The organism is Vallitalea maricola (assembly GCF_036985595.1).
GTDB classification, from domain to species: Bacteria; Bacillota; Clostridia; order Lachnospirales; family Vallitaleaceae; genus Vallitalea; species Vallitalea maricola.
This window is the reverse complement of the sequence record NZ_BTPU01000101.1, coordinates 1-13,770: the sequence shown is the minus strand read 5'-3', so window position 1 is coordinate 13,770 and position 13,770 is coordinate 1. Positions and strand designations below refer to the sequence as shown.

At 31.0% G+C, this 13,770-nt stretch carries 14 protein-coding genes and 1 pseudogene; all 15 read left to right on the top strand.

Annotated elements, in window-relative coordinates; translation table 11 throughout:
• Positions 1–19: 19 nt before the first annotated feature.
• Positions 20–568, top strand: a complete 549-nt coding sequence (locus tag AACQ14_RS22530; RefSeq protein WP_339365800.1) for a GNAT family N-acetyltransferase — start codon at positions 20–22, stop codon at positions 566–568.
• A gap of 48 nt (positions 569–616) precedes the next feature.
• A complete protein-coding gene (locus AACQ14_RS22525) occupies positions 617–1,186 on the top strand; it encodes a hypothetical protein (protein ID WP_339365799.1) in 570 nt (189 codons plus the stop codon).
• A gap of 14 nt (positions 1,187–1,200) precedes the next feature.
• Entirely contained in the window at positions 1,201–2,169 is a 969-nt protein-coding gene (locus tag AACQ14_RS22520; protein WP_339365798.1) for an RluA family pseudouridine synthase, read from the top strand.
• 10 nt (positions 2,170–2,179) lie between these two features.
• Positions 2,180–3,280 (top strand): tRNA epoxyqueuosine(34) reductase QueG, encoded by a 1,101-nt coding sequence (gene queG, locus AACQ14_RS22515; RefSeq protein ID WP_339365797.1) that lies wholly within the window; start codon positions 2,180–2,182, stop codon positions 3,278–3,280.
• A gap of 14 nt (positions 3,281–3,294) precedes the next feature.
• Positions 3,295–3,825 carry a Holliday junction resolvase RecU gene (gene recU / locus AACQ14_RS22510; protein WP_339365796.1) on the top strand — a complete coding sequence of 177 codons (531 nt, stop codon included), beginning with the start codon at positions 3,295–3,297 and terminating at the stop codon, positions 3,823–3,825.
• A gap of 201 nt (positions 3,826–4,026) precedes the next feature.
• Positions 4,027–5,295: an ATP phosphoribosyltransferase regulatory subunit gene (hisZ, locus tag AACQ14_RS22505; protein ID WP_339365795.1), complete on the top strand. Its 1,269-nt coding sequence runs from the start codon at positions 4,027–4,029 to the stop codon at positions 5,293–5,295.
• On the top strand, positions 5,292–5,924 hold the full coding sequence (gene hisG, locus AACQ14_RS22500) for an ATP phosphoribosyltransferase (RefSeq protein WP_113675118.1): 633 nt from the start codon (positions 5,292–5,294) through the stop codon (positions 5,922–5,924). Before hisZ ends, hisG begins: the two co-directional genes overlap by 4 nt.
• 99 nt (positions 5,925–6,023) lie before the next feature.
• A complete protein-coding gene (hisD, locus tag AACQ14_RS22495; RefSeq protein ID WP_339365794.1) occupies positions 6,024–7,319 on the top strand; it encodes a histidinol dehydrogenase in 1,296 nt (431 codons plus the stop codon).
• Positions 7,312–8,367 (top strand): histidinol-phosphate transaminase, encoded by a 1,056-nt coding sequence (hisC, locus tag AACQ14_RS22490; RefSeq protein ID WP_339365793.1) that lies wholly within the window; start codon positions 7,312–7,314, stop codon positions 8,365–8,367. The genes hisD and hisC overlap by 8 nt, the downstream gene beginning before the upstream one ends.
• Before the next feature lie 102 nt (positions 8,368–8,469).
• Positions 8,470–9,057: an imidazoleglycerol-phosphate dehydratase HisB gene (gene hisB, locus AACQ14_RS22485; protein ID WP_339365792.1), complete on the top strand. Its 588-nt coding sequence runs from the start codon at positions 8,470–8,472 to the stop codon at positions 9,055–9,057.
• 54 nt (positions 9,058–9,111) lie between these two features.
• Positions 9,112–9,711, top strand: coding sequence for an imidazole glycerol phosphate synthase subunit HisH (hisH, locus tag AACQ14_RS22480; protein ID WP_339365791.1), 600 nt, complete (start codon positions 9,112–9,114; stop codon positions 9,709–9,711).
• Between the two features lie 32 nt (positions 9,712–9,743).
• On the top strand, positions 9,744–10,463 hold the full coding sequence (gene hisA / locus AACQ14_RS22475; RefSeq protein WP_339365790.1) for a 1-(5-phosphoribosyl)-5-[(5-phosphoribosylamino)methylideneamino]imidazole-4-carboxamide isomerase: 720 nt from the start codon (positions 9,744–9,746) through the stop codon (positions 10,461–10,463).
• A gap of 75 nt (positions 10,464–10,538) precedes the next feature.
• The gene (gene hisF, locus AACQ14_RS22470) at positions 10,539–11,300 is read left to right on the top strand and encodes an imidazole glycerol phosphate synthase subunit HisF (protein WP_339365789.1); all 762 of its coding nucleotides are present in this window, start codon (positions 10,539–10,541) and stop codon (positions 11,298–11,300) included.
• Positions 11,301–11,350: 50 nt separating this feature from the next.
• Positions 11,351–11,998: pseudogene (gene hisIE, locus AACQ14_RS22465) on the top strand (bifunctional phosphoribosyl-AMP cyclohydrolase/phosphoribosyl-ATP diphosphatase HisIE); the annotation flags it as partial.
• Between the two features lie 150 nt (positions 11,999–12,148).
• Positions 12,149–13,770: BadF/BadG/BcrA/BcrD ATPase family protein (locus AACQ14_RS22460; protein ID WP_339365787.1), on the top strand; the 1,622-nt coding region annotated here is incomplete at its 3' end.

The following is a 13,770-nucleotide window of genomic DNA, read 5'->3' as shown; positions in this document are numbered from 1 at the left end:
AAAGGATTGAAAACTTTATATGTTTGAATATAAAGTTAATAATGATATATCTCTTAGGTTATCCAATGTACAGGATGCTGAGGAAGTTTTTAAAGTCATAGATTCTTCAAGAAATCATCTAGGGAAATGGCTTACTTGGGTAGATTTGGTTAAAAGTCCAAATGATTGCAAATATAAGGCTTATAAAGCCATGCATCAATATGCAAGTAATAATGGATTTCAATGTAATGTAATATATAAAGGTAAAATAGTTGGTAGATTAGGTACACATAGTATTGATTGGTCAGAGAAATCCACTTCATTAGGTTACTGGCTTGCAGAAAGTTATCAGGGGAGAGGTATAATGACTATGTGTTGCAAGAGTTTCCTTGCTATCATATTCAATGAATTAAAATTAAATGTTGTTTATGTCTATGTAGCCGAAAAAAACACAAAAAGCAGGGCAATACCTGAAAGGTTACACTTTGAACAAAAAGGAATTAATAAGAATGCCCTGATATTAAGTGGTATGAATATTGATTATGTACGTTATGTCATGACAAGAGAAAGATATTTTCAATATTACTAATTTGTGGTATAATCTACAGGACAAATGCTTATATGAAAGGAAATTAACATGAGACAACCAAAGGGAGAATATGGATACATTCGTTCACAAAAAAGAAGTTACTTATTATTAACGATTATAGGTTTTTTAATTATACTTACACTTTATATTATTGATAGGTATGTATTTACAAAAGGTAATGTACTATTATTGATTACTGTATTGCTTGCTTTGCCAGAAGCTCAATTTCTAGTTAAATATATTTTATATAGACAGTATAAGGAAGGCAAGGAAGAAGTTTATCGTAAATTCGAAAAGATAAGTGATAGATTAGTCTATTTATCAAGTCTAGTTGTTGTAAGAGGTAAAAAAACACTGTTCTATCAAATAGCAGTTGTAAGTGATAAAGAAATAATATTGTTGATTGATGAAAAGAAAACCATGAAACAAGTGCTGGAGTATAAAGAACTTATTGAAAAATTAATAAAGCCAAAAGGTTACTTAGCTCAAGTAAAAGTGTACAATGACGAACAAGCCATGTATTCATATGTTATAACGCAATTATCGACACTACTGAATAATGTTGATACAGAAAATCAAGTAGCTTTAGCAAATGTATTATTAGACAATTCAATTTAAAATCGGAGACTCATATGAAAGAAATAATTGTATCAAAAGATGAAAGCAATCAAAGAGCTGATAAATATTTATTAAAATATTTTAATAAATCATCAAAGAGTTTTTTGTATAAAATGCTAAGGAAAAAGAGAATAAAGCTTAATAAAAAAAGAATAATAGGAAATGAAATTATAGAGGCAAATGATGTGTTTCAAATATATTTGTCTACTGAGACTATACAGAAATTTAGTAATCATAGCATAAGTAAACACGTTTCTATAACTCATAAGGTAATTTATGAGGATGATAACATACTAATATGCAATAAACCTGTTGGATTATTATCACAGCCAACTAATAGTGATAGCGTTTCATTAGTAGACGAAATTATAACTTACTTAGTTAATAAAGGTGAATATGACCCAGAAGCCACTAGAGGCTTTCGTCCAGGTATATGTAATAGATTGGACAGAAACACTAGTGGTATAGTAATAGCTGGCAAAAACATTAAATCTTTACAAGAGATAAATAAGCTTATAGCCAATAATAAATTGGATAAGCATTATATGTGTATAGTAAAGGGGATATTGTCTACAACCAATACTATAGAAGGTTATCTAACTAAAGATAGTATTAATAATAAGGTATCTATTTCAGATAATGAAGATATGGGAAGTTATATTAAGACAATATATAAACCTCTTAAAATTGGTAAAGAATATACGTTGCTTGATGTAAAAATAGTTACGGGTAAATCACATCAAATAAGAGCTCACTTATCTAGTATAGGACATCCTCTTATTGGTGATTATAAGTATGGTGATAAAAAGATAAATGATATCTTTAAAGATAGATATGGATTAAAACATCAGCTGCTTCATGCGTATAAGATTAGATTCAATATAGACGATGACGGATATCTATTATATCTAGATAATAAAGAATTTATTACAGATATACACGGAAGATTCAAAAAAATAGCTTATACACTGTTTAGCCATTGAAGGTGAAATTATGGATATAAAAAAGGATTTAATAGAATATAGTAGAGAAATTAATGTTGATGAAATTGGGTTTTGCTTAGCAAAACCTTTTTATGAACTTAAAGATATTTTATATAGTCGAGATAACAGTAGGTATATGTGTAATCTAGAATCTAAAGATTATAATAAAAAAATATATCCCAAGCTTACTCTAGAAAATGCTAAGTCCTTCATAGTAATATTGGAAGCATATAATAATAACCCCAAAAAGCAGAATGATAATATGCTAAGAGGTAATATAAGTATGGCTGCTGTAACTAGAGATTATCATAAAATTGTTTCAGCTAAGTTAAAATTATTGGAAGAGCATCTTCATAGCTTAGTAAAATGTAATACCAAGATATTTGTAGATACTAGTCCATTTTCAGATAGAGCTGTTGCAAGACGAGCTGGTCTTGGCTTCATAGGCAAAAATTCCATGTTAATAACTGAAAAACATGGTTCTAGAGTATTTATAGGCTATATACTAACAGATTATTATATTAAACCAGATGAAAATGAAATTTCTATTGGTTGTGGAAGCTGTAATAACTGTGTTAAATCATGTCCGTCAGGAGCAATTATAGGAAATAATGAAATAGATTGTAATATATGTGTTTCTTATCTGACCCAACATAAGGGATATATAGATGATAAACTCAAGAAAAAAATGGGACAACAAATTTATGGCTGTGATGTTTGTCAAAAGGTATGTCCTTATAATAAAGTCATCAATAAAGATATACCAAATGTTATTGATCCTTATCCTGAATATGATTCAATGCTTAACATGAGCAATAAAGAATTCAAAAAAACTTATGGTATATCATCTTCTGGATGGAGAGGAAAAAAATTATTACAGAGAAATGCAATAATCGCTCTAGGAAATTCAAAAAGTAAAGAAGCGTTAACTATATTAGCTAATAATATAGATGATGTCAGAATAGATATTAGAAAGGAAATTGTAGATTCTATCGTTAGACTTTCTTTCAATGAAGGTATAGATATATTAGAAAAAATGAAAACGAAAGAAAATGATAGGGATTTACAAATATTAATTGATAATGCAATCAAGAAATTAAATGAGAAATAGAAAGTGGGGGTAATATGGCATATTGGAATTCAAGAGGGCTGAGAGGAAGTACCCTTGAAGAACTTATCAATTTTACCAATAAAAAATATAGAGAGAATGGATTAGCTTTAATTCAGAAGATTCCAACTCCAATAAAACCTATAAAAATTGACCAAAAAACTAGACATATATCCTTAGCATACTTTGAACAAAAAAGTACTGTTGATTATATTGGAGTTGTTCAAGGTATAGCAGTATGTTTTGATGCAAAAGAAACTACAAAAGATATTCTTCCTTTACAGAATATACATGAACATCAAATGGTATTTATGGATGATTATGAAAAACAGGGAGGCATTGCATTCTTCTTGGTTTATTTTTCAAAATATAACGAGTACTTTTACCTGCCTTATCAAAATATTAAATGTTATTGGGAGAAAGCTAAGACAGGTGGTAGAAAATCTATACCCTACAGAGAGATGGATAGGTCTTACATAATATCTAATAAAAATGGTATTTATCTTCATTATTTGGAACAAATCAAAAACTATATAGATAATAATTAATCTAACCTACAATATTTAAAAATGTTTTTTGCTATTTGATGTTGACATTTACAGCAAATTAACATATAATATTACAATAATTAAATGGTTTAATGAATTAGCACTTTAATGCAATGAAGTAAATCCTATATAATATAAACGGTAATTAGAATAATTTATTTTAATATATATAAAAATATTTTTAGAAAGGAAGTAGTCGGTATGATAGATTGTTTGTTACATACGCCAGAAGGCGTTAGAGATTTCAATATTAAAGAGACGTCTAAAAAAATTGAATTGCAAAACAGGATAGGTTCTGTATTTCATAGATATGGTTTTAGGGATATTCAAACTCCAACTTTTGAATATTATGATGTTTTTAATCATGAACGTGGAACTGTAGATATTAGAGAAATGTACAAGTTTTTTGATAGAGATGGAAATATTTTAGCTCTAAGACCAGATATAACACCATCTATTGCAAGATATGTTTCTACATATTATAAAAATGAAGAAAACCCTATACGTGTTTGTTATGTTGGTAACACATTCAGAAATGGTAAAAGTTATCAAGGTAAATTAAGAGAGTTTACACAAGCGGGTGTAGAATTAATTGGTGTAAATAGTGAAGATGCAGATGCTGAAATAATTGCTTTGATTATCAATAGTCTAAGTATAGCTGGACTTGAAAAGTTTCAAATAGATTTAGGACAGGCAGGATTTTTTAAAGGTCTTGCTGAAGAGGCTGGGCTTGATGCCAATGAAGAGGAAGAACTTAGGAATTTCGTAGATGAGAAAAACTTTATTGCTGTAGAAGAACTGCTTACTAGATGCAATATGTCAGAGGATTTAAAACAAGTATTTTTAGATCTCCCCAAATTATTTGGTTCTGTGGAAGTTATTGAAAAAGCAAGAAAGTTAACCAATAATGAAAAAGCTATTAATTCTCTTGATAGATTAGAAAAAGTTTATGAAATACTATGTGATTACGGTGTTGAAAATTATATTTCTTTTGACCTTGGACTAGTTAATTGTCTAAATTATTATACGGGTATTATATTTAGAGGTTACACATACGGAACTGGCGTTTCAATAGTTGATGGGGGGCGTTACGATACGCTTCTTAAGCAATTCGGCAAGGATGTACCAGCTATAGGATTTGCTATTGTTATTGACGAATTAATGCTTGCTATAGAAAGACAACAGATTGCTCTACCAGAATTTAATATAGATACATTGATAGTCTATAATCAACAAACCAGAAAACAGGCTATTATGATATCAGAAGAATTCAGGTCTAAAGGAATGAACGTACAGATTGGATTGTTGGAGAAATCTTTAGAAGATAATATTGAATATGGTAAAAAGCATGGAATTGGCGGTATCATGAGTTTTAATGATAATGAAGAGGTTGTATTAGTCAATTTACAAACTATGGATAAAACAGTCGTAGCAATTAACGAACTACTAGATAGAGGTGAAAAAGCATGAGATATCTTACGATTGCCTTAGCTAAAGGAAGACTAGCCAAAAAGACTATAAAATTATTTGAAAAAATAGGAATTAACTGTGATGAGATGAAAAGCGATACAAGGAAGCTTATATTCACTAATGAAGAACTTAAATTAAGATTTTTCTTAGCAAAAGCAAGTGATGTACCTACATATGTAGAATATGGAGCTGCGGATATAGGTGTTGTAGGTAAAGACACGATACTTGAAGAAAAGAAAAATTTATATGAGGTATTGGACTTGGATTTTGGTAAGTGTAAGATGATTGTTGCTGGACCTAGTGAGATGAAAGAAGTATTGGATAAAGGAAGTTTCATCAGGGTTGCTACTAAGTATCCTCATATAGCTAAAGATTATTTTTATAATAAAAAGAATCAGACAGTAGAGATAATTAAACTTAATGGGTCGATAGAACTTGCACCTTTGGTTGGTTTATCAGAGGTTATTGTAGATATAGTTGAAACAGGAACTACATTAAAGGAAAACGGATTGGTTGTTTTAGAGGAAATTTGTCCATTGTCTGCGAGAATGGTTGTTAATAGAGTGAGTATGAAGATGGAGAATGAGAGGATATCTAAGATAATTAAAGGATTGAGAAGTTTATCTTAGAAAATATTAGTAAAATTTCCGTATGTAAATATATATACAAAACAGCTACTAGGCTATAGCAAGTAATTTGTTATGAAAATTGATAAGGAGGATAATCATATGAGATATATTAGTTATAGTGATTGTTCAGATAATGAACTGTATAAGATGTTGTTTGATAGAGCGCCTGATAATTATGGGAAGTATGAGCAGATAGTGGCTAGTATAGTTGAGAATGTGAAGAATAATGGTGACAAAGCCATTTTTGAATATGGGGAAAAGTTTGATAATGTAAGATTGGATGAAAAATCTTTGAAGGTGACAAAAGAAGAGATTGATGAGGCTTATGAGCAGGTTGATGAGGAATTAGTTGAAATCATAAGAAGATCCAAGAAGAGGGTCAAGGAGTATCATGATAAGCAGAAGAAGTATAGTTGGTTTGATAGTTGTGATTCAGGCAGTATCATGGGACAGAAGGTTACACCAATAGAGAAGGTTGGAGTGTATGTTCCAGGAGGGAAAGCGGTCTATCCATCATCTGTCATAATGAATGTTATGCCTGCTAAGGTAGCGGAGGTAGAGCAGATAGTGATGGTGACGCCACCTGATAAAGATGGGAAAGTGAATCCTGTTACATTAGTTGCGGCTAATGAATGTGGTGTTGATGAAATATACAAAGTAGGTGGAGCCCAGGCAGTGGCTGCGTTAGCATTTGGGACAGAAACTATTCCTAAGGTTTATAAGATTGTTGGACCTGGTAATATATTTGTTGCTCTTGCTAAGAAGGCTGTGTATGGACATGTAAGTATAGATTCTATAGCTGGTCCTAGTGAAGTGTTAGTTATAGCAGATGAAAGCGCTAATCCAAAATATGTTGCAGCTGATCTATTATCACAAGCAGAACATGATGAATTGGCTTCAGCTATTTTAGTTACTGACAGTGATGATTTAGGAAAAGAAGTAGAAAAAGAGTTAATAAGACAAACAGATTATCTAAGTAGAAAAGATATCTTAGAAAAGTCACTTAACGATTTTGGGGCAATAGTAGTTGTAAAATCAATAGATGAAGCTGTTAAGCTGAGTAATATGGTAGCACCAGAGCATTTGGAGATATGTACGAAAGAACCTTTTATGGTACTGCCTAAGATTAAAAATGCGGGTGCGATTTTCTTAGGAAATTATAGTCCTGAACCTTTAGGTGATTATATGGCTGGACCTAATCATGTTTTACCTACTAATGGAACAGCTAAGTTCTTTTCACCATTAAGTGTAGATGATTTCATTAAGAAATCAAGTATCATTTCTTTTGACAGGGAAGCACTGGGAGAATTACAAGAAGATATAATAAAATTTGCTAATGCAGAAAAATTAACAGCACATGCAAATTCAATAAAGGTGAGATTTGAAAATGATTAAAGATTATATAAGAAGAGATTTAAAAGATTTTACGCCATACCATGCTCCTTTAAAAGAATATGATGTGAAGTTAGATGCTAATGAAAATCCTTATCTTCATGATGAAATAGTTATCAATAAAGTAAAAGAATGGCTTAATGACTGTAATAATATCAGGAGATATCCAGATACTGATTGTAATGAATTAAGGAATGCTATAGCTAAGTTTTGGCAGGTGGAAAAGGAAAATGTAGTATGTGGAGTTGGTTCTGACCAATTGATTGACTGCATATTGAAGGTCTTTCTGGAACCAAGAGATAAGGTATTAATGCCAACACCTTCTTTTAGTATGTATAAGCTAGCAACAAAATTAAATAGAGGTATTCCTGTTGAATTTACATTAAATGAAGATTTCTCTTATGATGTAAATAAGATACTTAATTTATACAATGAGGTTAGACCAAAATGTATATTTATATGTACACCTAATAATCCAACAGGCAACATTATGACTATAGAAGACATTGAAAAACTATTGCAAAAGATTGAGTGTCCTCTTATTATTGATGAAGCTTACAGTGAATATATAGATGATACAATGATAAATAAGTTCAGAGAATATGATAATCTTATTGTACTAAAGACTTTTTCAAAAGCTTATGGTTTAGCAGGTCTTAGAGTTGGGTATGGTATTGCTTCTAAAAGTATGGTAGATGCGATTAATATTGTAATTCCACCTTATCATCTTAATTCATTATCTCAATTTTTAGCTAAAATCGTAATAGAAAATAGTGAACAGTATGATAAAAAAATCAAAGAAATAATTAATAATAGAAAATGGTTAATTGATAATCTGAAAGAAATAAATTATGTAGATAAGGTATATCCTTCACATGCTAATTATTTATTAATAAAAGTGTCAGATACTGATATTGCTGCAAAACTAGAAAAACATAAGATTCTAGTTAGAGGTTACGGAGATCAAGGGGAATTGGCTAATTGTATTAGAGTTACTGTAGGTACTGAAGAAGAAAATCAACAATTAATTAAGGTCATGAAAATGTATTGATATTTAACATTAACTGGGCTTTCCAAAGCCTTTGAATTAGCTTACCTGCATAGAATATTGAAGTGGGAAAGTTGAGACATTAATTAAAAAGGAGTTAATAGGATGAAGAGAATAAGTGAGATGGATAGAAAGACTAATGAAACAGATATTAGTCTAAAACTTAATATAGATGGAATTGGAGATTATGACATAGATACAGGTGTTGGTTTTTTTGATCATATGATGACTCATATATCCAAACATGGGTTATTTGATCTTGATATCAAATGCAGTGGCGATTTGGAAGTAGATTGCCATCATACAATAGAGGATATAGGTATTGTTTTTGGCAAATGCATAAAAGAAGCTATTGGAGATAAAAAAGGTATTAAAAGATATGGTTCTGCTGTTATTCCTATGGACGAAACATTAGTATTATGTGCATTAGATTTATCTGGAAGACCATATCTGAATTATGATGTTGAACTTACTACAGATAGAATAGGTACTATGGATACAGAAATGGTAGAAGAGTTTTTTAGAGCGGTATCTATGAATGCTGAAATGAATCTGCATATCAAATTGTTGGATGGTAAGAACAATCACCATATCGTTGAAGGGATATTCAAAGCATTTGGAAATGCACTTGACCAAGCTACAATAGTAGATTCTAGAATAAAAGGTGCACTTACTACTAAAGGGGTTCTTTAAAATTATAAGATAATAGAATCATATGAAAAAGTACTTTAAGAAAGGGTGGATGTGATGAAGATTGGTATTATTGATTATGGAATGGGTAATCTAGGAAGTATATCTAATGCACTTTCCTATATTGGTGTAGACTATATAATATCTTCTGATGTTCAGGAATTGGAAAAGACAGATAAGCTTATATTGCCTGGTGTAGGTGCTTTTAAAGATGCTATAAATCTTATTAAGGAAAAAAAGATCGATTTATTCATACATGATAGTGTTAACAAAGAGAAACCACTTCTAGGTATATGCCTAGGGATGCAGCTATTGTTTGATTCATCAAATGAATATGGCTCACATGAAGGTTTGGGACTATTACATGGAGATATCGTTAGATTTGATACTAATCTAAAAGTACCGCATATGGGGTGGAATAAATTAAATATTATTAAAGAAGAACCTTTGTTTAAAGGATTGCCAAAAAATATACATGTTTATTTTGTTCATTCATATCATTTGGAAACTTCAGAAGACATTGTTTGTGCAACAACTAACTATGGTAAAGAGATTCAGATAGCAGCACAAAAGGATAATGTTTTTGCTTTGCAATTTCATCCTGAGAAAAGTGGAGTTATAGGGCTTTCCATACTTAAAAATTTTGTTTCTTTATAATAGATGTTTTGTAATACGGATGGAGGAAAGTTATGAGATTATATCCAGCAATAGATATTAAAAATGGTAAATGTGTTAGGTTGAAACAAGGAAAATTCAATGAACAGACAGTTTATTCCAATGACCCATATATAATAGCTGAAAAATGGGCAGGTAATGGAGCATCATATATCCATGTTGTGGATCTTGACGGTGCATTAGATGGTAATTGGACTAATAAAGAAGCTATCAAAAAAATAGTTGAGAGTGTTGATATACCTGTTCAAACAGGTGGAGGAATAAGATCAATAAGAGATATTGAAGAAAGATTAGATGTTGGAATAACTCGTGTTATCATAGGAACATTGGCGGTTAAAAATCCTAGCTTCGTGAAAGATGCTGTTAAGAAATTTGGCAATGAAAGAATTGTTGTCGGGATAGATGCAAAAGATGGTATGGTTGCTATTAACGGATGGGAAAAACTAAGTGTCGTGTCAGCTCTTGATTTGTGTAAACAAATGAAAGGATACGGTGTCAAAACAATTGTGTATACAGATATTTCAAAAGACGGTATGCTCATTGGTCCTAATATAGATTATACAAAATATCTAATAGATGAAACAAGTCTAGATATTATTGCTTCTGGTGGAGTATCTTCTATAGAAGACCTTAAGGATGTAGAAAAAATTAATGCTGAGGGAGCTATAATTGGAAAAGCACTGTATACCAATAAAATCAATCTAAAAGAAGCCATTTCATTATTTGAGAACTAACTAGATTTACTTTTATAATTAATATCATATTAAAAACTAAAATAGAGTTCTTTATATGTAAGAAAGGGTGTTTATATGTTATCAAAAAGGATCATCCCTTGTTTAGATGTTGATAGGGGGAGAGTTGTAAAAGGAATTAATTTTGTTAATTTAATAGATGCAGGTGATCCTGTTGAAGTAGCTAAAATATATAATAAGAGTTTGGCAGATGAAATTGTATTCTTGGATATTACTGCTACCCATGAAGGAAGAGATACCATAGTAGACGTAGTAAGAAAAACTGCCAAGGAGATTTTTATACCACTAACGGTAGGGGGCGGTATTAAGACCCTTGAGGATTTCAAGAAAATACTTAGGGCTGGAGCTGATAAAGTTGCTGTCAACTCAGGGGCAATAAGAAGACCTGAGCTTATCAATGAGGCTGCAAATAAATTTGGTAATCAATGTGTAGTCGTTGCAATTGATGCAAAGCGAAACGAAGAACATAATAGTTGGGATGTCTATATCAATGGCGGTCGAATTAATACTGATATTGATGCCATCTGGTGGGCTAAGGAAGTATGTAGACGTGGTGCAGGAGAAATATTACTTACAAGCATGGATAAAGATGGAACCAAATCAGGATATGATATTGAACTAACTAAAAAAATTAGTGAAATAGTTGATGTACCAGTTATTGCATCAGGCGGTGCAGGGAATATGGAACATTTCAAGGATGTATTGACTTTCGGAAAAGCTGATGCTGCTCTTGCAGCTTCACTGTTTCATTTTAAAGAAATAGAGATTATTGAACTAAAAAAATACTTAGATAATAATGAAATACCGGTAAGATTATAACTATATAACTTATATAATAGAAGAATTATTTCAAGAGAGGAATGAATATAATGGATTTCAACAAATTAAAATTAAATTCAGATGGGTTACTAACAGTTGTTACTCAAGATTATTCTAGTAACGAAGTTTTGATGGTAGCATATATGAACAAAGAGGCTTTCAATAAGACTATAGAGACTAAGAAAGTACATTATTTCAGTAGAAGCAGACAAAGCTTATGGTTAAAAGGAGAGACATCAGGTCATTACCAACATTTAGTTAGTATGGCTTTGGATTGTGATAATGATACTTTATTGGTAAAAGTTAAACAAGAAGGAGCTGCATGCCATACAGGAAACTATTCTTGTTTTTACAAAAACATAGATATAGATAATAAAGAGGTTATAGAAAGCAATGAGTTACAACAGAAAAAGCAAAACGTATTTGAGATATTTGAAGAGGTATATAATGTTATAGTAGATAGAAAAGAAAATCCAAAAGAAGGTTCTTATACAAATTACCTATTTGATAAAGGAATTGATAAAATTCTTAAGAAGGTTGGAGAAGAATCAGCAGAGGTAATTATTGGAGCCAAGAATGAAGGAAATGATGAAATTATCTATGAAATATCTGATTTAATATACCATTTATCAGTATTGATGGTTGAGAAAAATACTACTTGGGAAGACATATGTAAGGAATTAAATAAAAGAAGATAATTGGGAGTGTGCTTTGGCACACTTTTACTTTTGATAAACATTAATGAAATATTAAGTTGAATGTTATGGGAAAATGGTATAATATAATAATAATCATTATTGTTATAGGAGACATCGAGTTATAGGAGGCGAAGCATTTTTTGCGAACATATGAATAACATATTAAATGTTGGATTGGACGTAGGTTCAACTACGGTAAAAATAGTAGTATTAAATGAACAAGGAGAAATTTTATATAGTAAATATAAAAGACATTTTTCTGATATACGATTAACAGTTGGTAAGCTGATAAAAAGAGCTTACTCTCATTTTAATGATTCAGATATTACCGTAATGGTGACAGGTTCTGGTGGAATGGCTGTTTCTAAATGGATTAATATACCTTTCATACAAGAAGTAGTAGCATGTACAAAAGCTATCAAGTTAAAAATACCAGATACGGATGTAGCCATAGAATTAGGTGGCGAAGATGCTAAGATTACATATTTTGAAGGTGACACAATTGAGCAAAGAATGAATGGAACTTGTGCTGGTGGAACAGGTGCTTTTATTGATCAGATGAGTTCATTGCTTGAAACAGATGCAATGGGACTCAATGAGCTTGCTAAAAAACATAAAGTAGTATATCCAATAGCAGCTAGATGTGGAGTTTTTGCGAAAACAGACATTCAGCCGTTATTAAATGAAGGTGCTGCTAAAGAGGATATTGCAGTATCTGTATTTCAAGCAGTGGTTAATCAAACTATAAGTGGTCTGGCATGTGGTAAACCAATTAGAGGTAATATTGCTTTTCTAGGTGGACCACTTTACTTTTTATCAGAACTTAGACAAAGGTTCATTGAAACCTTAAAATTAACAGGTAAACAATCAATAATACCACCTCATTCACAGCTGTTTGTAGCATTAGGTGCAGCTATCGAGTCAAAAAAAGAAGAAGTTGTACCTTTCAAATCCATCTTAGAAAGAATGGAAAATCTTACCGATACAGGTACTAATGAAGTGGCTAGATTACAATCATTATTCAAAGATAAAGAAGAATTAGATTCATTCATGTTAAGACATAGTAAAAATGTCGTAGAAAGAAGAGAACTATCAACATATGAAGGCAAGTGTTATCTTGGTATTGATGCAGGTTCTACAACTACGAAGGTAGCATTAATTGATGAAGATGGAAAGTTACTATATTCATATTATGGAAGTAATGGAGGCAAGCCATTAAAGCAGACTGTAGATATTATAAAAACTATATATTCTATTCTGCCTGATAAAGCAGTAATAGCTAATTCCACTGTGACAGGTTATGGAGAAGCATTAATAAAAGAAGCACTAAAAGTGGACATTGGTGAAATAGAAACCATTGCACATTATAAGGCTGCCAATACCTTTTTACCAGGGGTAGATTTTATATTGGATATTGGTGGACAGGATATGAAATGCCTTAGAATCAAAAATGGTGTAATAGACGATATTCTATTAAACGAAGCTTGTTCATCTGGATGTGGTTCATTTTTAGAAACATTTGCAAAATCATTAAACATGAATATTGAAAGCTTTGCAAAATCAGCTTTAGAATCCAAGAATCCAGTGGATTTAGGTTCGAGATGTACTGTATTTATGAATTCAAGAGTAAAACAAGCTCAAAAAGAAGGAGCTACTATTAATGATATATCTGCAGGATTATCTTATTCTGTTATAAAGAATGCTTTACAAAAAGTAATTAAAATAAGAGATCCTAAGGAAATGGGAGAAAAAATCATTGTACAAGGTGGAAC

Excerpts from the sequence above, each read along its gene's own strand:
- AACQ14_RS22530 (WP_339365800.1), top strand. The coding sequence starts at position 20 with ATGTTTGAATATAAAGTTAATAATGATATATCTCTTAGGTTATCCAAT.
- hisH (WP_339365791.1), top strand. The coding sequence starts at position 9,112 with ATGAAGATTGGTATTATTGATTATGGAATGGGTAATCTAGGAAGTATA.
- hisF (WP_339365789.1), top strand. The coding sequence starts at position 10,539 with ATGTTATCAAAAAGGATCATCCCTTGTTTAGATGTTGATAGGGGGAGA.
- hisC (WP_339365793.1), top strand. The coding sequence starts at position 7,312 with ATGATTAAAGATTATATAAGAAGAGATTTAAAAGATTTTACGCCATAC.
- hisD (WP_339365794.1), top strand. The coding sequence starts at position 6,024 with ATGAGATATATTAGTTATAGTGATTGTTCAGATAATGAACTGTATAAG.
- hisG (WP_113675118.1), top strand. The coding sequence starts at position 5,292 with ATGAGATATCTTACGATTGCCTTAGCTAAAGGAAGACTAGCCAAAAAG.
- hisB (WP_339365792.1), top strand. The coding sequence starts at position 8,470 with ATGAAGAGAATAAGTGAGATGGATAGAAAGACTAATGAAACAGATATT.
- recU (WP_339365796.1), top strand. The coding sequence starts at position 3,295 with ATGGCATATTGGAATTCAAGAGGGCTGAGAGGAAGTACCCTTGAAGAA.
- queG (WP_339365797.1), top strand. The coding sequence starts at position 2,180 with ATGGATATAAAAAAGGATTTAATAGAATATAGTAGAGAAATTAATGTT.
- AACQ14_RS22525 (WP_339365799.1), top strand. The coding sequence starts at position 617 with ATGAGACAACCAAAGGGAGAATATGGATACATTCGTTCACAAAAAAGA.
- AACQ14_RS22520 (WP_339365798.1), top strand. The coding sequence starts at position 1,201 with ATGAAAGAAATAATTGTATCAAAAGATGAAAGCAATCAAAGAGCTGAT.
- hisA (WP_339365790.1), top strand. The coding sequence starts at position 9,744 with ATGAGATTATATCCAGCAATAGATATTAAAAATGGTAAATGTGTTAGG.
- hisZ (WP_339365795.1), top strand. The coding sequence starts at position 4,027 with ATGATAGATTGTTTGTTACATACGCCAGAAGGCGTTAGAGATTTCAAT.